This is a genomic window from Streptomyces silvisoli, assembly GCF_029269905.1.
Classification (GTDB): domain Bacteria; phylum Actinomycetota; class Actinomycetes; order Streptomycetales; family Streptomycetaceae; genus Streptantibioticus_A; species Streptantibioticus_A silvisoli_A.
The window spans coordinates 184,786-201,775 of the sequence record NZ_JARJBC010000014.1; the positions used below are offsets into that span (position 1 = coordinate 184,786).

Here is a 16,990-nt window from a genome sequence, read left to right on the forward strand (position 1 = left end):
CGATCGCCCTCCGCGCGCTCGTGTGGCGTCGGCGGAGGGTGCGCAAGGTCGGCGAGGTGCGCGGGGCCGCTCGACGGGCCCCGGATGAGGCGGCAGGACGGTCAGGCGGTGTGGCCGCGTCTACGGTCGGCGCCGGTGAGGATGACCCGTTCAGTCATCTCCGCCAGGCGCGAGGCGACGCGGTCGCCGACGGCGTCGCGCAGATCGCGGATCGACAGGTTCGTCGTGATCAGCGTCGGCAGCAGCTCGTTGTACCGGTGGTTGACCAGCCGGTAGGTCAACTCCTCAGTCCACTCCGAGGACTTCGCCGCGCCGAGGTCGTCCAGGATCAGCAGGGGGCAGCGGGCCATAGCCATCAGCTCCCGCTCGCTGTCAACGCCAGGGCGGGGCCGCAGGTGGGCATACAGGTCGGCGGCGGTGGTCGCCTGCCAGCGCAACCGGACCCCGGCACCGATCAGCGACCGCAAGGCGCCGTACGCCTGGTGCGTCTTGCCGGTGCCGGTCGTGCCGACGATCAGTAGCGAGCTGCCCTGGGCGATACCCGGCACCCCGCCGGGACCGCGCCGCCCGGCCTCGGCAACCGCGCGGACCCACGCGACAACCTGCGGGTGGTCGGCAATCGCACGGCGGTAGCGGGCCGGAATGCGGGCTTCGGCCGCCTCCAGGGCCGGAATCGGCTCGGGGGTGTCATCGGCCGGGATCGCGGTGGGGTCGACTCCCCGGGCGGCGAGGATCTTGGCGATGCGGGCGATGGTGCGCTCGCCGACGAGCTTCGGTTCGCGGTCGCGCATCACAGCTCCTCGGCGTAGGCGGCGGCAGCGTCGACCGGGTTCGTCCACGCCTTGTGACCGTGCACGGTAGGCCGGATTTCCGGCCGCCCCAAGCCAGGCCCGCTAGCATTCATGGCCTCGTTGACCAGGCTGGCCAGCACACTGGGGTGCATCGGCTTGACGCGGTAGCGCTCCAGCCCCGCCCGGATGTGCCTGGGATCGATGCCCTCGGCGAGCATCTTGTTGATCTCGCGTCCCAGATGCCCGAGGACGCTGCCAGGCGGGCGATTCGAGCAGGCAGCGACGTATTCGCCGATCAGCCGCTGGGCGGTGGATGCCGTTGCAGGGGCGCTTGCGCCCCCCGTAGGGATAGATCCCTGATCCAAGGTCCTAGGTCCTAGATCCGTGCGCTGAGGGCTCACCGAGAGCTCAGTGAGTCCTCCGTGAGGGTTCACTGAGTCTCCAGTGAAGGCCATCTGACCTGCGATTTCCTTGCTCTCGCTCAGATGGCCGGAGACCTCACCGCGTTCTCCGTGAGCCTTCATTGAGGCCTCAGTGAGTCCTCCGTGAGTCTTCACCGAGGGCTCAGCGACCTCCGATCGTGTCCCACTCTCGTGCACGGGGCAGGCGCAGCAGCGCGACCCGCTTGGCCGGTTGATCTTCTGGTGCCGGTGCCAGGAGACGATGTGCAGGTAGCTCCTGCCGTCCTCGCCGGTGTACCGGCAGATCAGTCCTGCCTCGGCAAGTTGGTTGAGATCGTCCTCGACATCGACCGGTGTGTGCTCGGGACGCAGCGCCCACAGCAAGCCTCGGAGGATCGCGGCGTGGTCGCGGTGGCGACCGTGGTCGTCAGCCTGGGTCAGCAGGCCGAAGAACGTCCGCTCGGCAGTCAGCGACACCTCGGCGAGGGACTCCGACGCGAACGCCTCCGGTTTGATGGTGCGAATCCTCGCCATCGGTCACCGCCTCCGGTCGACGCAGGTCAGGGCCGCACTGGTGAGGGCGAACTCGTGGCCTCCGCCCCACAGTGCCGCGTTTGGACGGGCCCGCAAGGGCCAGCGAGCAGCAGTGATGGCCTGGGTTCGGGTCAGGGGCTGCAGCCACCCGGCCGCGTCGTAGGCGCGCGCCTGCGGGTGGAGCCAGGTCCAACTCGGGTTCCGGAAGTGGATCCGGATCGCGGCGGCGCCGGGGGTCATGTCGGCGAAGAGGGCCGCGAGACGGCGCTGCCGCTCGTTGGACCCAGTTATGGCCCGAGTTTCGCTCCAGGTTTCGGACATGCGATACCTTCTCGTTTGCATGAGGGCGGAGCGGCCGTCTCGTCGAAAATTTCAGCCGCGTCGCCGCGTTGTGAATCTGCACCCTTCGGGGTGCTGGCCGGCGTCCGGGAGCTGGTAACTCTCGGACGCCGGTCCACACGCACCCGCGCTATTCGCCTCACGGCGGCATGTACGTCATCGGCCTCTCTCCACGCCTGTCAGCCCGCCCGGTGCGGCCTTGTGCGGCGACCGGAACCATACGAGCACCCTCGGCCACACGTCCACGGCGATACGCACGTCTCCCCAGATGGGGATGAAGCCGGGCGCAGTCAGCGGGTTCTAAGGCCGCCAGCTGGCTTGGCTCGGTGCTGCCCTGAGGGTGAGGAAATTCCCAACCGATCAGCAGGCGGTCAGCAGGCGGATCACCCCATCCTCCCGGGGATGATCTTCATTCCGCCCACCCACCTGACGCCACAACGTCCTGTTGAATCAGCTGGTCAGAGAGGATTTAAGCCAAGGGCATAGAGACCGTCAATCGAGGCCCTTTGGCCGTTTTGTCCCCATACGGCGCCCGGGCAGCGCCCGCCGATCGCTTCGCCCGCAATCCCGCAAATCGCTTGCATCGTAAGGGAGATGAGGCTTTAGGGTCGCCACGCAGAGGAGCCTTTAACAACTGGACTAGACCGACCCAGTTGATCGGAAACGAAAAGCGGCAAGGTTTTGCCGATTCCGCGGCCCGCACAGCGAACCAAGGCGAGGAGCCGGTTTCGCGGGCGATCATCGCCAGCCCTACGGCCGTATCGTTTAGTTCTCAACCATGCATTCCGCTTGACCTGCCGTCATGTCACCCGGGCGGTCAAGATCATTCCATTTTCGCGTATCGTCTATCGGGAAGACGGAAGGGCCGGGGGGTCAGCGGTCGCGCTGACCCTCCTTTTGTATGCCCGAAGGCAGGCGGCCCTCAGCGGGCTGACGACTCGAGAGATGGTGTTGATAGTCGTGAAGCGGCGGGCTGACGGCAGCAATGATGTTACCGAGGAGGAATTCCCTTCGCTGCCCACCGGAGTCGCCGGGCAGTACATGGGATTCGGCGCGACGCTCAAGCAGTGGCGCAAAGCCGCCGGCGTCATCCAGCCGACCGCTGCGCGGGCCCTGGGGGTCAGTGAGCGCACATACCGCAACATCGAACGCGGTGCGACACCACGGTTCACACAGGCCCAGTGCGACGCCCTGGCAAAGCTGCTGAAGCTCGACCGAGATGAACGCCATGCTCTGCTGCTCTACAACGTGGGCACGTACCTGCGGTCTTCGCCGTCGGAGGGCCGCCACGAGGTGAATCCCGCTCTGCGGCTGCTCATCGACCGGCAGATGCCCAGTCCCACCTACCTGTCCGACCGCAACTGGAACATCATCGCTTACAACACGGCCATGGCTGAGCTGTGGCCGTGGGTGATGGAGCCACGGGCCAACATCATCCGCTGGGCCCTGACGACACCTGAGGGGCGTGCCACATACCACGACTGGCACAAACACGCCACCGTCTTTGTGCGCATGCTTCGGTTTGCGCAAACCACTCACGGGGATGACGCGGACCTCCAGGAGCTGATCGAGGACGTCAAACGGAACCCCGAGGTCCGGCAGATTTGGGAGTCAGACGTCGATCTCGTTGAGCATCGCGATGGTCACGTCTTCCTCGCCAGCGTGCCGACGCTGGGCTGGCGGACGATCGAGATCGTCAGCCACGTGGCGTACCCGGCGATTATGCCCGACTGCCGCTTCGTCGTCATGACCTGGGTAGAGGCGGAATCAGACGGTCAGCGGGATGCGTTGGGCGGCGCCCGTAACGCCTGGGCGGACGAAACTCACAACACGACACTCGTACGCGACCGGGCCCAGGAGCGGATCGCTGAAGCAGACCGACTGCGCGCCGAGGATGTGCGCACTGCGCGCCTGGTGGTGGAAAGCGCGGGCAAGGCTGCAGCGCAGGCCGGGGAGGAAGGGGTCCCGCTGCCCGCCCTCAGCCGTCTTGTGGGGCCTGCCTGTCAACTGACCCTTTCGCCGTCCAAGCGCAATGTGGTCTGGGCCGTGGAGGAGACGCCCGGGCAGTGGGGCGTCACGGAAGTCTCGCCGTCCACGGTGATCGCGCGCGTACCGCGGGGAGCCCTATCGACAGAGTCCCGGGCCGAGATGAAGCGGTTGACGCGCATCGCGCTGCCTGCTGCCCGCGAAGCCGCCGTCGCTCGCATTGAGCAGCTCATTGGCGAACTTCAGGAGGAGCAGCGTCTCCTCCACGAAATCCAGGCGGACTTGGCTGGGTACGACCACGCCGCACGAGCTTCGGCCCGGCCTTCGCCGCAAGCAGTCGAGCATGAAGGGCGCATGGAGAACTTTGCACTGCTGTCCGCTCCGGCAGACCTCCTTCGAGCCTCCTCCTAGAAAGAGCTTTCCGTGCGCAGATACACCTACCCCTGCCCACTGCGCTGGGCCGACGCCGACGCCGACGGGCACATCAACAACGCGCAGTTCCTCCGGTACATGGAGGAAGCACGCACGCGCATGTTCCGGGAAATGGTGCCCACCGACGAAGAATGCCGCCGCCAGAACGCGTTCGTCGTCGCCCGCTCCGTTATCGACTACCGCACCCCACTCCACTACCGGCATGAACCCGTCGACGTAGACGTCTGGGTCGGCACAGCGTCCGCTGCCACCTTCGAACTCGCCTACGAGATTCACGATGCCAATCACTTGTACGTCGAAGCAACGACCACGATCGTCGCTTACAACCTCAACACCGGTCGGCCGCGGCGCCTCACCGAGCCCGAACGCGCCTTCCTCGCCCGCTACTCCGAGCCCTGAGCTCGTTTGCGGCGGCCCATTGCCCGTATCCCGTCGATCTATTGCTGCCGACGACGGACGGATCCAGCGGCGCGGCGCCCATGGAATGCTCAAGCAACAGGCGTACACCCGCATAGGGAGTTGAGACCCCTCAGCATTCGAGGGGCCTCAACTTCAGTGTGCCTTCTCGTAGGCCTCTCGGATCTCGGCCGACACTCGGCCGCGATCATTCACCTCGAAGGCCTGCTCCTTCGCCCAGGCGCGGATCTTCGCGCTGTCCTCGCCGCCACCAGCCTTGGCCAGACGCTTGGCCGACCGCCCTCTACCCCTCCCAACCTTCCGAGCCGCCTTGACGAACGGGCCGAGGGCCTGGAGCAGTTCCTCGTGCGACTCCGGGGCGAGGTCGATCTCGTAGGCCACACCGTCCAGGGAGAACGTGTGTGTTGCGGCCTCTGATGTCTCTTCGCCTGTGAGGTCATCGGTGTAGATGGTGACGATCTTCTGTGCCATGCAGGGCATGGTAGCCATAGCAGCCCCACCCTGCAGCCAAGTTACTCATTAGGGTCCATAGGGCTCAGGCCGTTAGTAGCCGGGCAGTTAATGCCTATCGAAGGTAGGTCTGCTGCCACTCAATAGAAGTCATGTTCAGGGCTGCTTCAGCAAGTTCTTGGGCCGAGGCTGTCTTGAGTTTCGCCAGGCTGCTGTCGATCCAAGGCTGTACGTTCTGGTAGCCCTGTTCCCGGTACTCAACGGCCTGGATCAGGCACTCCAGCTTGTCTGCGTCATGGGCGACGATCACTTCGAGGCTGTCACCGTTCTCGTACTCCTCGATGATGGACTGTAGGCCAGCCCGCACCCCGGAGTGCGATGCCGACACCTGGTCCCTGGTCACGTCCTCATTGCTGGAGGCGGACAGGTAACGGCGGCCGATGTGCGGGATGTCGCCGATTCGGGTTTCCTGCGTGTCATGGAAGGTACACAGCAGGGCCACCTTGGCAGGGTCGGCCCCTTCCATGAGGGCCAGGACTGAACCGACCACGGCTGTCCGCCAGGAGTGCTCCGCGATCGTCTCAGGGTCCTTCACCCCGACGATCCACCAGCCTGACCGCTTGGCCCGCTTGAGCATCCCCATCTCCAGCAGGTACCCGGCAGTACCGGCGGCGGTGTTCTCTTCCTCCATGATGCCCTCCATGGGTCAAGCACGTTCTCCGCGTAGGAGCTGGTGCACGGCGCCTAGTTCGCGCCGAGATCGGGATGATAGATCGTTCTCGTCAAGCGTGATGACGGTATGAGCCATTAGAACCTTGGCAGTTGCAGGTTCAGCTTGTGGCAGCCATGGGCATGCGGTGAGCAACGCCCATACCGAGTGGGCGTACAAGTCCGCGTACGTGGGCGCTTCCTTCATGCCCTGGGTGAGTCTCCGCATGAGCGTGATGGCATCCCACTCCGGCAAGCTGCGCTTGGCCATGAATCGGTCGTCGACTTGCGTAGCCGGAAGGGCTCCGAGCCAGTAGGCCCAGTAGTTGAGGTTCGCTGCCTCTCCCATGTCGTCATCAGCCAAGGACCGGTCGATGAAGTCTCGAAGGGGCTGGGGATCACCGTGTCGGGCCAAAGCCGTCGCGATGCTTCGTCCCTCTGCCCAGTGCATGGACCAGCCGCGGACGGAGAGAACTCCGCGCTGGCGGTGGAGGGCGTGGGCTGTCCAGCTAGCAGCGTCCGGACTCCGGTCATAGCTCGTCAGGTAGAGCACCTGTCGGCGCAGGAGTATCCCATTACTGGCGGTTCGGGCCGTTTGCTCAGCCATCTCTCGGAGGTGCGCAAAGAGGGCTGTGCGCTCGCCAGCAGGCAAGAGCGGCGCATCAGCCACGGGGCCGCGCCGCGCTGCCTTTGGGCGGTTCCCGACGGCCGGGGGGCATGTGCCGTTCACGGCCCAGGCAATCATGTGGGCGGTCTCGCGATTGTGGACCCACTCCGAAAGGGGATGCTCGCGGTGGTCAGCCGGCGGGTCCAACGCGGCGCCGATGATCCGGTCCGCGTCCATGGCAGGGTCGAGCAAGCGGACGAGGTTCTGGTCAGCCCCGAGGGCAAGTAACCGTCGTGTCAGGTCCAGCAACGCCCCAGCCCGCATGTTGGCTAAGGGGCGACGACCGGATTCCCACCCCTGGACTGTGCGGACATCCCCCTCCAGTAGTTCCGCGAACTCAGCCTGAGTCAAGGGGATGCTCTCACGGGCGAGGCGCAGTACGTATCCGCTGATGGCGCCGGTGATCGAACGACGCTGGTCTTGCGTGCTCATCGCGCTCTCCGCTGGTTGACCCTTAACACGTACCCGCAGTGAGTGTTTCGCCATGCGTGGCGCCCGTACGTTGAAGCCGGTGAGTAACCCGACCGCCCCGCAGGGTGATGGCGCGTCCAGTCGCGAGCTTAGTTCTCCTCGCACGTTTCTGCTGTCTGCCCGTCAACTTGCCTGAGCGGGAACCTTTGATCCGGAGTACCGACGATGACGACGGACACTACGAGCGCCAGAAGCACGACGAGCAGCACGGTCACTCATGTCACCCCGAAGAAACGCGACTTCGGGTACAACCACGCGACCGAGCACGCTGCTCTCGCAGTGGATCTGCACTTCGCTGACGGTCACACCGAGCCGAGTGTGTTGATTCTGCGTCCCGGTCAAACCGAACTGCTGTGGATCCAGATCGACGCGGCGATCAAGGCCCGCGCCAGGGCGTTGCAGGCTGAGGGCGGCGATGAGTTGTGAGTGGTGCCATGGGGGCTGAACCGATCCAAGATCCCCTACTGACGATCTGCGTCTACCGGATCGGCAGCCGAGGCAAACGCGTGGACATACGCCAGGAGTGCCACTACGAGTCAGAGCCCGACGACGCCGTCACCGCCAACCCCATGGCCTACCCACCGTGCAGGTGCCGGCGCTGCGGGGGTGAGCCGCGATGACCGCCCCACGGATTGGCGACCTCCAGTTCGACACGCGACGGAACCGCGAGTGCATCGTGACCGACATCGAACCGTGCGGCCGGATCATCGTCCGCCCGCCGAACAGCACGCTGATCGAGTGGGCCGCGGATCCCAGCGATCTCGTACCCATACCCGAGGAGGGTCGACGGTGAGATTACGGCTCCTCGCCGAAGACGAGTCGACCGGCGCGGCGAACCCGGCCGCGTGCGTGGAAATCTCCTTCGACCTCGTCCACCGCGACGACGCAGTGTTCTTCCCCAAGCCCTGGCGGATCACCCCGGCCGATCTCATACGCCTGGTGGTCGAGATTGATCTAACACTTGGTGAGATCCGCGCAGAAGTCATGCGCGCGGAAGTCACGCTGAAGCGAGCCTTGGGCGACTGGTACGCGGAGGGCGGTGCGGCCATCGCCTCAATGCCCCCGAATGACGCCCTGCTTGCCCGTGTTCTTCACGGCCTAAGCAAGGACGACCTCACTGCGCGGCGCGACACGGCAGGGCCGCTGCCCTCTCAGCGACACCCCATGGCAGCGACATCGTGACGCACCCACACCCCGTGGAGGACGGAGAAGCCAGGTTGTCCGGTCGATCCTTCTACCGCCCGCATACCGAGCTGGCCGCCGCGATACGGGTGCCGAGGCTGACGTGCTGGCAGTGCGCTGCCGCTGTGAGCCCGGATGGGCGAGGCGCCTACACCTGCACCTGCGGCGCCGTGGTGGTTGGTCTTGGCTCTCCACGCCGCCCCCAGCGCGTGCGACACGGCGGTCACCGCCAGGGTCGCCATCGCACCACCGATCCGGGCACCGGTAACCCCTAGTCGCGCAGTGGGACTGGTCCCCCGCCGCGTCCGTGCCGCTGGCCTCTCCCCCGAGGGCCACGGGCGGCACGGATCCAGCCCGGCACGTGCGTGTCTCCCCGTCGCGGGCGTGCCTGGCCACCTAACGGCCGCCGAGCCCCTGACAAGGCAAGAGCGGCTAAGGCCCCTCCACGCTGCCTGGGGGCGTCCCACGGCGCGGAGGGAAGGGCGGCGGTTCCGTTGGGGAGCCCGGGGCCGCCGCCGCACCACCCCACCGCCGTGCAGCGGCGGATCGTCTCAATCGAAGGAGATGTAGCGGATGAGTACGAATATCGTGCCCCCGGCGGACGTCACCGCCGAGCGGGCGCAACAGATCCTCGCGGCCATCGAGGCCGACCCCGAGTTCCCGGCTTTCCGGGCTGCCACGTTGGAGTACTCCTCCGACTGGCAGTGTTTCACGGGCTTTCCCGTCATCGAGCGGTGGAACCTGGACGCCGATAAGGAGCCGCTGCTGACCGAGGGCTTGCGCGCCTTGGCGATCAAGGCGGCGGTCTACGCGCTAACCGGAGACGAAAACGTCGCCGAGGTGCCCATCGCGGTTCCGGTGGACGAGATGACGCACGCGATGATCGCCCAGCCTCAACTGCTGGCCCGCATCGCCGGTCGCTTCGGCTTCCAGGTGATCCACCAGACCGACCAGGAGCACACCAACTACATGCCTGGCTGCGTCACCGACCAGGTGTACCGGTTGGCCTGGGGTGAGCCCCCGGTCCGGTACTGGCTCGCCAAGGACGAGGTCGACCGGCGCTTGGCGTTCCTGGCCGACCGGTACGCCTCGATCGGGCTGGGGCGTTCCGGCCGCGAGCATCAACTCACTTTCGCCGTCTGAACCACCTATGTCGCGGCGGCGCCGAGGTGGACAGGTCCAAAGGCTTCGGTGGTAGTGCGATCCGGTCCGGGTCCAGCCCGATCCGGTCCGGGTGCACGCATACCGGAGTCCCATCCGCTGCGTACCGGTAGCCGTCGGCTTCGTTGAACGGCCACAGCCGTGACGGCCGGTCGGCGACAACGAAGCGGTCGCGAGGCAGGCGCAGCGACGGGCACACCCCGCACACCGGCGGGTCGTCGTCCTCGCACATGTACGGCTCGTCTGCCATCCGCCCACCGTAGTGGTACCGCCCAACCGCCGCCTGGCTCCGGCAACTTGAGCGCATCGTTTTCCCTCGCGACGCGCCGCCGGGGCCGAGCCAAATCCACCAGAAAGAGTGACTATGACGATCCTCGACGCGCCCCCGTCGGCGCGGCTGTCCTTGATAGAGCTGGAGATCACTGGCCAGTGTCAGGCGCGGTGCGTGACGTGCTACAACCGGTCAGGCCCCCAGGGGGCGCACGGGGCGATGGGCCGCGCCGACTGGTGCCACGTGATCGACCAGGCCGCCGGACTCGGCGTGCAGCGGCTCCAGTTCATCGGCGGTGAACCCACCTTGCACCCCGACCTGGCACCCCTGGTGCGGCACGCGCTGAGCCGCGGCATTGCGGTGGAGGTCTTCTCCAACCTCATCCATGTCCGCCCGCACCTGTGGGAGGTCTTCGCGCGTCAAGGGGTGAGCCTGGCGACCTCGTACTACAGCGACCAGGCGGCAGAGCACGAGCAGATCACCCGGCACCGCAGCTCGTACGACCGTACGAAGGCGAACATCTCTGAGGCTGTGCGGCTCGGCATTCCGATCCGCGCCGGAGTCATTCGCGTGCTGGAGGGGCAGCGCGTGAAGGAAGCGGTGGAAGAACTCCGTGGCCTCGGCGTTGAACGTATCGGCGTTGACCGGGTCCGAAGGATCGGCCGGGGTGCTGGCGACCGCGACGGGCACGACCCGGCGGAGCTGTGTGGGCACTGCACCCGTGGCCGGGCCGCCGTGCTGCCCACCGGCGAGGCGGTCGGGTGCGGGATGTCGCGGTGGATGAGCGCCGGAAACGTGCTGACCACCCCGCTCGCCGACATCATCACCAGCCCCGAGTGGCAGCAGATCACGGCCGCGGTTCCGGCACCGCGCTCGGGGGCGTGCGTGCCGGAATCGTGCACCCCCAAGGAGGACTCATGCCAGCCCTCTCCTGGCATCGATCCGTGCGTGCCGAACGACTCGCCCTGCCAGCCCGCGAAACCCGCATGTTTGCCCAAACTCCCTTAGCCTCGATCCACCGATCAACCGCTGTGCCAGGGGCTGGACATGAAGGCGCGGATACCCTCTGAGCTGGAATGATGGGACTTCCTACGGTTCCATATCCACAGATCGAGAGAACATCCGCGAGATGCAATCTTCCCATGCCGCTTCGATGGTATGCGCGGAGTTCGACGAGCCGAACGTGATCGCAGACGCGGGCCTGGTGCCCGTGGTCCGGCTGTCTGAGCGGGTGCGACTGCCGTACCTGGTCAGCCAGGCGGTCCGGATCGCAGGTGCGGGCAAAAGCGGTGGCGCGAACCCGGCAGCGAAGGTGATGTCGCTGGTAGCGGCGATGTGCGCCGGAGCAGACAGCGTCGAGGACGCCGACCGGTTGCGGCACGGCGCGATGCCAGTGGCCTTCCACGGCATCCGAGCCCCGTCCACGCTGGGCACCTTCCTACGCTCCTTCACCCACGGCCACGTGCTGCAACTGCACGCGGTGCACCGCAGGTTCCTCGCCGAACTGGCAGCGCATACCCCGCTGCTGCCCGACGCGGCCGAGGTGGCGTTCATCGACGTCGACTCCACGCACAAGCGCGTGTTCGGCCGGACCAAGCAGGGCGCGCAGGTCGGCCGGTTCAAGGGGGTGCGTACCTTGCACCCGCTGCTGGCCACCATCTGCACCCCCACCACGCGGCCAGTGCTCGCCGGGGTGCGGCTGCGGCAGGGCAAGGCCGCTGATGCCCGCGGTGCCCCGCGTTTTGTCACTGAGGCGGTAGCCACCGCGATCGAAGCGGGCTGCACCGGGGTGCGGATCGTGCGCGCGGACTCCAAGTTCTACAGCGCCGATGTGGTGGCCGCCTGCCGCCGCAGACGCACCCACTTCTCGATCACCACAGGCATGAACCCCTCCATCCAGCGCGCCATCACCTCGATCAGCCAGGACGCGTGGCGGCCCATTCGCTACCCACGCGCTGTGGTCGACCCTGACACCGGTGAGCTGATCTCCGAGGCCGAGGTCGCCGAGATACCCGCCTACACCGCCTTCACCGGACGACCCAAAGCTGAGCAGGTCACTGCCCGTCTGATCGTCCGCCGAGTGGTCGACCGGGCCAAGCCCGCAGTCGAAACGGACCAAGGCGAGCTGTTCCCCGTCTGGCGCTACCACCCGTTCTTCACCGACAGCCCCTTTGAGACCCTCCAAGCCGAGCGGCAGCACCGGCACCACGCGATCATCGAGCAGGTGATCGCCGACGGCAAGGGCGGGCCCCTGGCCCACCTGCCGTCGGGCCACTTCAACGCCAACGCGGCCTGGTTGACCTGCTGGGCGATCAGCTACAACCTGCTGCGGGCCGCCGGCACGCTGGCCGGAGCGTTCTACGCCAAGGCCACCACCGCAACCATTAGCCAACACATCATCTGCGTCCCTGCCCGCCTGGCCCGATCAGCCCGACGGCTCACCCTCCACCTGCCGGAACCATGGCGTCGGCAGGAATCCTGGCTCCAGCTCTTCCGCGCTGTTCACGCCCCACCAACGTCAGCCTGACGCCCCTGCCCGAACGCCCGCGAGAGCCCGAGCGGAGAACACGTGGAAAAGCTGGGCAGACCAGTGGATACCTGCTGCCCGGCGCACAGGACAACACCAAGACTGCCCCCACCGAAGCCATCACGGGACCGCTTCAGAGCTGCATCGGTGGAGCGAGGCTTAGGAGGAGGTCAGATGAGCGATTGGGAGAAGCGCGCCGCCGCTCTGGCCGCGGAAACCGTTCACCCCTCGTCGCGATGGTCGATGCCGCTGGCCACGACACCGCGCCACACGTTCGTGCCCCGCTGGTGGGAGTACCACAGCGACACCACAATCCTACGCATCGGCGAGGACGACGCCGAGGGGTGGATGAGCGCGGCATACGACAACCGCACACTGGTGACCCGCATCGGCCCGCTCCACGCCGACCACGCCGCCCCCGGCCAACAGACCGACGGCCGTCCCACCTCGTCATCCACCATGCCGTGCCTGGTGGTTCAGATGTACCAGCACGCCATGATCACCGACGGGTGCGACGTCCTGTGCACCACCGGATCCGGATACGGCACGGCCCTACTGTGTCGCCGTCTCGGCGCTGAGCATGTGACCAGCATCGACGTGGACCCCTACCTGGTCCATGCTGCAACCCAACGGATGCACCCCACCACGACGGTGTGCGACATCACCGGCGCATTGCCCGGCCAGTTCGACCGCATCGTCTCTACCGTCTCCATCCGGCCCATCCCGATCTCGTGGGTGGCCGCGCTGAAACCGGGCGGCAGGCTCGTCACCACCATCGCCGGAACGGGCCTGATCGTCGTGGCCGACAAAACGCCGGACGGCGGGGCATTCGGCCGAATCGCCCCCGAGGGCGCCGGATTCATGTCCACCCGCCACAGCGACGACTACGACGACCACCTGAACGAAGTTTGGGAGAAGATCAACCACGCCGACGCGGTCGGGGAGGACATCAGCACCAGCCGGTATCCACTGCTGTTCCCACCGGACGACTGGTCGGTGTACTCCATGCTCGAACTCACGGTCCCCGGGATCGAACACCGCCGAGCGGCGGACGCCGACACACGCACGGTATGGCTACTCCACGAAGACGGGTCATGGGCCCGCGCCACCGCAGACGCCTTCCTCGCCTCCCCCGAGGTCCACCAAGGCGGCCCACGCCGATTGTGGGATGAACTGGAACGCGTCCGCCACCGTCTCAACCGGGAAGGCACCCTGCCCGTCTACGGCGCACCGGTACGGGATCGCCCCCGACGGCACGACCACCATCGCTCACGGTGACTGGACCGTCACCCTGTAACCGGAACTGGGCCGGATGCCCCAACTCCCGTACTGCACCGCCGTCGTACAGGGGGTATTGGGGATCACGGCGGTCAGCCTGCTGCAGGCTGGCACGACGCCTGACCCCCTGTCAGAACGAGCGTCAAGTTGTCGCCCGGAACGCCCACAATGCGCATAACTGCACATCAGAAAGACCGCGGGTCAGGCGCCATTTGCGGCAGACTCAAGAGCGGCCACGCACTCGACATGATGGATCATCGCGATCAGGTCGCAACGAGCAGGTCTGGCGAAACAACAGGTCAGACGCCGATTCTCGGCCCGCTGGGCTGGCTGACAGGCGGCCGGAGCGTCAAACGAGCGTCACGGCCACACGCCGCCTGCGGTGTCCACGTGACATCGGATTTCACACCAAGTTCCCGTCCTGGCAAGGCCGGTGCCGTGGCATGGCGAGCGAAGAGCGCCCACGGCTCACACCATGGTGATCAGGGTGTATCCCATGGTGATGCCCATCGCGATCTTGTGGCAGGCGGCGAGGCGTGGGGTGAGGATCGGTACGCCCGTTGGAGCACACCAGGTCAGCTGAGTGCGGGAGTCGGCGGGGTTGTTCGCTGTGTCCCGCGTGTGCGTGTTGGTGGTCAGGGGCGCTGGGGTGAGTCGGTCGCCGAGCCAGACGACGTAGCCGATCATGAAAAGCGCCAGGATGAGGGCTAGGGTCGGGAAGCGTGTCATACCGGAGGCTCCGGCCATGCGGGGCATCCCCGTTGCCATCCCCCTGTCGGTGTCGCCGGGCGCGGGGTTGCGCATGGCCAGAAGCATGTAGAGCATGGCGCCGCTTTCGACCATGTGTGGCAGGGGGTGCGGGCAGCGCCAGCCGTGCGCGGCGTCACCGCGCCAGTTGCGGATGGTTCGGGCGGCGAACCAGGCTGAGGCGAGGGCGAATGTGCCGTCCCAGATGGAGTTCGGCAGGGAGTTCAGGCGTGGTGTCAGCATTCCGGCCATCGAGATTCCCATGGCCAGATGTGTGATGTCGGCGTCGAGTTCGACCTCCCGTCGCGTGCGCCAGGAGGTGAGCAGCCGGGCCGCGCAGGACACGGCGATGGCGAGCATGATCGCGGCGAAGGTGTCGGCCAGCCAGGAGGGGTGTGCCATGGGTGTCCTCCGTGTCCGTCGGCCCGGCTGCTGTCTCAGTCGGGTCAGGTGGTTGGCGGTTCGTCTCGCGGGGCTGCGGGGCGCTCGGTGGTGCTGGGCCAGTAGGCGAGGGCGAACAGGGCGAGCAGTGGGCCGGAGTTGGGGTCGGTGCCCTGACCGGTGAAGATGCCGCCGAGGGCTTCCCCAGTGATCCAGATGACTGCGGCCAGCACCAGCGCGAGGGCGATCGCCACCCGGGTGAAGGGCGCGGGCAGGAAGACACTGATGGCGACGGCGCCGAGCAGAACCGCGAGGGTGGTGGCAGCCGCCAAGCCCTGGTGGGCGACGAGGTCGGCTGTGTGCTTCTCGATCCAGGAGAGCCATCCCGGCTGTCCGGAAGCCATCTGGGCGATCATGTCGTGCAGTCCCTGCGGGCTGCGGTCGCCGCTCTGCACGGCGAAGTAGGCTTCGCTGCCCCAGAGCATGAGCCACAGCGCTCGTGCCCTTGGCGCGCCCACCGGCCGCTCGGCGACGAACCGCGACGGTGTCACGCCTCGCCCTCCCCTGCGCTCGGCGGGCCATAGCAGGACTGCGAGCAGCGCGTAGAGGATGACTGCCCCAGGGGCTCCGTTGACGGGGCTGGCGGTGCCGTTGAGCAGGCCGCCAAGACCCTCACCGAGCCACCACACCGCCAGTGACCAGGCAATGGAGGCGGCGAGCGCTGGTTTGAGGGTGGGACGCCAGGCGATGCCAAGGCCCAGCAGCAGTTGGACGGTGGCGAAGGCGGCGTTGGTTCCTACGGGATGGTGGGCGACGACGCCAGCGGCCCAGGTGATGGGGTGGGCGATCAGCGCGGGGTTGCCCTGTGCTGTGGTGGCGAGGGTCTGGGTGGCGAAGTCCTTCGTGAACATGTACGGCTGGAACTGCAGGATGCCGTCGAGCAGCCACACGGCTGCCAGGGCGAGTTGGAGCAAGCGCCGGACGTCGCGGGCCTGCCGCGCGATCGTCGCCGCTGGCACGAGGGAGTACCCTCCGCCGCCAAGCGCGGTGCTTTCGCTCATGAGGTGATTCCTTCCCGGGAGTTGGGGTGGCCGACACCACCGGAAGCAACGGAGGATGAAATTGAACCCGCTGACGCAAAGGGTGGTTGGGGAGCGTGATGCAGCGGGCCGCGGGTGAGCGGTGCGCCGCAAGGGTTGGCGGGACGATGGGCCGTCATCCGGGGTTTTCCCATGTGGCGAGACGGCTCAGATAGGCGTTGTAGGCGGCGAGTTGGGCGTCGTGGTCGCGTTCGGCCTGACGGTCCGCACAGGCCGCCGCCCTACGCTCGGTGGCCGCCCACTGGACGAGCACGGCCAGCAGGACCAGGACGGTGGGGATCTCGCTGAACGCCCAGGCGATGCCACCACCAGTGTTCTGGTCGGCGAGCGGGGTGACCTGCCAGGCGGCCGGTGGGTGGGCGAAGAAGCCGACGATCAGGCCGCTGGACATCATCACCGCGATGCCGAAGAAGGCGTGGAACGGCATGCCGATGAACAGCTCCAGCATCCGCATCACATGGGATGGGCGGCGCGGAGCCGGGTCGACGCCCATGATGGGCCAGAAGAACAGCAGACCCGTCGCCAGGAAGTGAGCGAGCATCCATTCGTGGCCGAGCCAGCTGCGCATGGTGAAGTCGAACAGCGGCGTGAAGTACAGGCCGTAGAGACTGGCGATGAACAGCGGCAGGGTGAACAGCGGGGAGGAGACCACCCGGGCCAGTCGGCTGTGCAGGAACCAGGTGATCACCTCCCGTGGTCCGGTGCGCCCCCGTCCAGCGGCGGGCAGGACGCGCAGGGCCAGGGTGACCGGGGCGCCGAGCAGCAGCAGGATCGGCGAGAGCATGGAGAGCACCATGTGCTGCACCATGTGGACGCTGAACAACTCCATGCCGTAACCGCCCACTCCGGTGCAGGTCACCAGGGCGACGCTGATCACACCGACGGTCCACAGCAGGGTGCGGGTGATCGGCCAGCGGTCGCCGCGCCGCCGCAGCCGCCACACCGCCAACGCGTAGAGGGCCAGGGCCAGCAGGCAGACGATCGGCTCGACCGGGAGCGGTTGCGGGTGCCAGGCCAGCAGCCGCCCCAGGGTGGGCGGCGCCATCGGCATCCACATCGGGCCGGTCATGTGCATGTGCTCCATGCCGCTCATGCCATTCATGCCGTGCATGACCGGCATCGACGGCATGCCTGGAACGGGCGTGGG

General features: G+C 66.9%; 19 protein-coding genes. 9 read left to right on the plus strand and 10 right to left on the minus strand.

Translation table 11 applies throughout. The features are described from left to right. Nucleotides 1-101: 101 nt before the first annotated feature. From P3G67_RS22310 to P3G67_RS22320, 3 genes are read right to left on the minus strand one after another with little or no spacing between them, the layout of a single operon-like run. Nucleotides 102-791: an ATP-binding protein gene (locus P3G67_RS22310; protein WP_276095044.1), complete on the minus strand. Its 690-nt coding sequence runs from the start codon at nt 789-791 to the stop codon at nt 102-104. Next, the gene (locus P3G67_RS22315) at nt 791-1,726 is read right to left on the minus strand and encodes a hypothetical protein (protein ID WP_276095045.1); all 936 of its coding nucleotides are present in this window, start codon (nt 1,724-1,726) and stop codon (nt 791-793) included. Before P3G67_RS22315 ends, P3G67_RS22310 begins: the two co-directional genes overlap by 1 nt. Nucleotides 1,727-1,729: 3 nt before the next feature. Beyond that, the gene (locus tag P3G67_RS22320) at nt 1,730-2,047 is read right to left on the minus strand and encodes a transcriptional regulator (RefSeq protein ID WP_276095046.1); all 318 of its coding nucleotides are present in this window, start codon (nt 2,045-2,047) and stop codon (nt 1,730-1,732) included. A gap of 807 nt (nt 2,048-2,854) precedes the next feature. On the opposite strand from P3G67_RS22320, the gene P3G67_RS22325 reads away from it, so the two are divergent. Both P3G67_RS22325 and P3G67_RS22330 read left to right on the plus strand, forming a co-directional pair. Then, nucleotides 2,855-4,462 (plus strand): helix-turn-helix transcriptional regulator, encoded by a 1,608-nt coding sequence (locus P3G67_RS22325; RefSeq protein ID WP_276095047.1) that lies wholly within the window; start codon nt 2,855-2,857, stop codon nt 4,460-4,462. Between the two features lie 12 nt (nt 4,463-4,474). Continuing rightward, nucleotides 4,475-4,882: an acyl-CoA thioesterase gene (locus P3G67_RS22330; RefSeq protein WP_276095048.1), complete on the plus strand. Its 408-nt coding sequence runs from the start codon at nt 4,475-4,477 to the stop codon at nt 4,880-4,882. A 153-nt stretch (nt 4,883-5,035) separates the two neighbouring features. Here P3G67_RS22330 and P3G67_RS22335 read toward each other — a convergent pair whose 3' ends face one another. The 3 genes from P3G67_RS22335 to P3G67_RS22345 all read right to left on the minus strand — a co-directional run bounded on the left by P3G67_RS22335 (nt 5,036) and on the right by P3G67_RS22345 (nt 7,157). Continuing rightward, on the minus strand, nt 5,036-5,371 hold the full coding sequence (locus tag P3G67_RS22335; protein WP_276095049.1) for a histone-like nucleoid-structuring protein Lsr2: 336 nt from the start codon (nt 5,369-5,371) through the stop codon (nt 5,036-5,038). Nucleotides 5,372-5,465: 94 nt separating this feature from the next. Next, complete coding sequence (locus P3G67_RS22340) at nt 5,466-6,041, minus strand: HD domain-containing protein (RefSeq protein WP_276095050.1); 576 nt, start codon at nt 6,039-6,041, stop codon at nt 5,466-5,468. Between the two features lie 15 nt (nt 6,042-6,056). Next, nucleotides 6,057-7,157 (minus strand): helix-turn-helix domain-containing protein, encoded by a 1,101-nt coding sequence (locus P3G67_RS22345; RefSeq protein ID WP_276095051.1) that lies wholly within the window; start codon nt 7,155-7,157, stop codon nt 6,057-6,059. Between the two features lie 204 nt (nt 7,158-7,361). On the opposite strand from P3G67_RS22345, the gene P3G67_RS22350 reads away from it, so the two are divergent. The 4 genes from P3G67_RS22350 to P3G67_RS22365 all read left to right on the plus strand — a co-directional run bounded on the left by P3G67_RS22350 (nt 7,362) and on the right by P3G67_RS22365 (nt 9,521). Continuing rightward, nucleotides 7,362-7,622 carry a hypothetical protein gene (locus P3G67_RS22350; RefSeq protein ID WP_276095052.1) on the plus strand — a complete coding sequence of 87 codons (261 nt, stop codon included), beginning with the start codon at nt 7,362-7,364 and terminating at the stop codon, nt 7,620-7,622. Nucleotides 7,623-7,812: 190 nt separating this feature from the next. Next, a complete protein-coding gene (locus tag P3G67_RS22355) occupies nt 7,813-7,989 on the plus strand; it encodes a hypothetical protein (protein WP_276095053.1) in 177 nt (58 codons plus the stop codon). After that, entirely contained in the window at nt 7,986-8,378 is a 393-nt protein-coding gene (locus P3G67_RS22360) for a hypothetical protein (protein ID WP_276095054.1), read from the plus strand. Before P3G67_RS22355 ends, P3G67_RS22360 begins: the two co-directional genes overlap by 4 nt. A gap of 573 nt (nt 8,379-8,951) precedes the next feature. Next, nucleotides 8,952-9,521, plus strand: a complete 570-nt coding sequence (locus tag P3G67_RS22365) for a hypothetical protein (protein WP_276095055.1) — start codon at nt 8,952-8,954, stop codon at nt 9,519-9,521. On the opposite strand, the gene P3G67_RS22370 is transcribed toward P3G67_RS22365, so the two are convergent. Next, entirely contained in the window at nt 9,505-9,789 is a 285-nt protein-coding gene (locus P3G67_RS22370) for a hypothetical protein (RefSeq protein ID WP_276095056.1), read from the minus strand. The genes P3G67_RS22365 and P3G67_RS22370 overlap by 17 nt on opposite strands. 114 nt (nt 9,790-9,903) lie before the next feature. Here P3G67_RS22370 and P3G67_RS22375 point away from each other — a divergent pair, with 114 nt between their 5' ends. The 3 genes from P3G67_RS22375 (at nt 9,904) to P3G67_RS22385 (ending at nt 13,615) form a co-directional block, all read left to right on the plus strand. Continuing rightward, nucleotides 9,904-10,818, plus strand: coding sequence for a radical SAM protein (locus P3G67_RS22375; protein WP_276095057.1), 915 nt, complete (start codon nt 9,904-9,906; stop codon nt 10,816-10,818). Nucleotides 10,819-10,939: 121 nt separating this feature from the next. Next, the gene (locus P3G67_RS22380) at nt 10,940-12,337 is read left to right on the plus strand and encodes an IS1380 family transposase (RefSeq protein WP_276095058.1); all 1,398 of its coding nucleotides are present in this window, start codon (nt 10,940-10,942) and stop codon (nt 12,335-12,337) included. Between the two features lie 174 nt (nt 12,338-12,511). Then, on the plus strand, nt 12,512-13,615 hold the full coding sequence (locus tag P3G67_RS22385; RefSeq protein ID WP_313880978.1) for a protein-L-isoaspartate(D-aspartate) O-methyltransferase: 1,104 nt from the start codon (nt 12,512-12,514) through the stop codon (nt 13,613-13,615). Between the two features lie 468 nt (nt 13,616-14,083). On the opposite strand, the gene P3G67_RS22390 is transcribed toward P3G67_RS22385, so the two are convergent. The 3 genes from P3G67_RS22390 to P3G67_RS22400 form a co-directional block, all read right to left on the minus strand. After that, nucleotides 14,084-14,764, minus strand: coding sequence for a DUF5134 domain-containing protein (locus P3G67_RS22390; protein ID WP_276095059.1), 681 nt, complete (start codon nt 14,762-14,764; stop codon nt 14,084-14,086). Between the two features lie 44 nt (nt 14,765-14,808). Beyond that, the gene (locus tag P3G67_RS22395; RefSeq protein ID WP_276095060.1) at nt 14,809-15,804 is read right to left on the minus strand and encodes a hypothetical protein; all 996 of its coding nucleotides are present in this window, start codon (nt 15,802-15,804) and stop codon (nt 14,809-14,811) included. A 154-nt stretch (nt 15,805-15,958) separates the two neighbouring features. After that, a complete protein-coding gene (locus P3G67_RS22400; RefSeq protein ID WP_276095079.1) occupies nt 15,959-16,927 on the minus strand; it encodes a cytochrome c oxidase assembly protein in 969 nt (322 codons plus the stop codon). Nucleotides 16,928-16,990: the final 63 nt, after the last annotated feature.

Coding starts and splice junctions, on each gene's coding strand:
- P3G67_RS22310 (WP_276095044.1), bottom strand. CDS start 791: ATGCGCGACCGCGAACCGAAGCTCGTCGGCGAGCGCACCATCGCCCGC.
- P3G67_RS22315 (WP_276095045.1), bottom strand. CDS start 1,726: ATGGCGAGGATTCGCACCATCAAACCGGAGGCGTTCGCGTCGGAGTCC.
- P3G67_RS22320 (WP_276095046.1), bottom strand. CDS start 2,047: ATGTCCGAAACCTGGAGCGAAACTCGGGCCATAACTGGGTCCAACGAG.
- P3G67_RS22335 (WP_276095049.1), bottom strand. CDS start 5,371: ATGGCACAGAAGATCGTCACCATCTACACCGATGACCTCACAGGCGAA.
- P3G67_RS22340 (WP_276095050.1), bottom strand. CDS start 6,041: ATGGAGGAAGAGAACACCGCCGCCGGTACTGCCGGGTACCTGCTGGAG.
- P3G67_RS22345 (WP_276095051.1), bottom strand. CDS start 7,157: ATGAGCACGCAAGACCAGCGTCGTTCGATCACCGGCGCCATCAGCGGA.
- P3G67_RS22350 (WP_276095052.1), top strand. CDS start 7,362: ATGACGACGGACACTACGAGCGCCAGAAGCACGACGAGCAGCACGGTC.
- P3G67_RS22355 (WP_276095053.1), top strand. CDS start 7,813: ATGACCGCCCCACGGATTGGCGACCTCCAGTTCGACACGCGACGGAAC.
- P3G67_RS22365 (WP_276095055.1), top strand. CDS start 8,952: ATGAGTACGAATATCGTGCCCCCGGCGGACGTCACCGCCGAGCGGGCG.
- P3G67_RS22370 (WP_276095056.1), bottom strand. CDS start 9,789: ATGGCAGACGAGCCGTACATGTGCGAGGACGACGACCCGCCGGTGTGC.
- P3G67_RS22375 (WP_276095057.1), top strand. CDS start 9,904: ATGACGATCCTCGACGCGCCCCCGTCGGCGCGGCTGTCCTTGATAGAG.
- P3G67_RS22380 (WP_276095058.1), top strand. CDS start 10,940: ATGCAATCTTCCCATGCCGCTTCGATGGTATGCGCGGAGTTCGACGAG.
- P3G67_RS22385 (WP_313880978.1), top strand. CDS start 12,512: ATGAGCGATTGGGAGAAGCGCGCCGCCGCTCTGGCCGCGGAAACCGTT.
- P3G67_RS22390 (WP_276095059.1), bottom strand. CDS start 14,764: ATGGCACACCCCTCCTGGCTGGCCGACACCTTCGCCGCGATCATGCTC.
- P3G67_RS22395 (WP_276095060.1), bottom strand. CDS start 15,804: ATGAGCGAAAGCACCGCGCTTGGCGGCGGAGGGTACTCCCTCGTGCCA.
- P3G67_RS22400 (WP_276095079.1), bottom strand. CDS start 16,927: ATGGAGCACATGCACATGACCGGCCCGATGTGGATGCCGATGGCGCCG.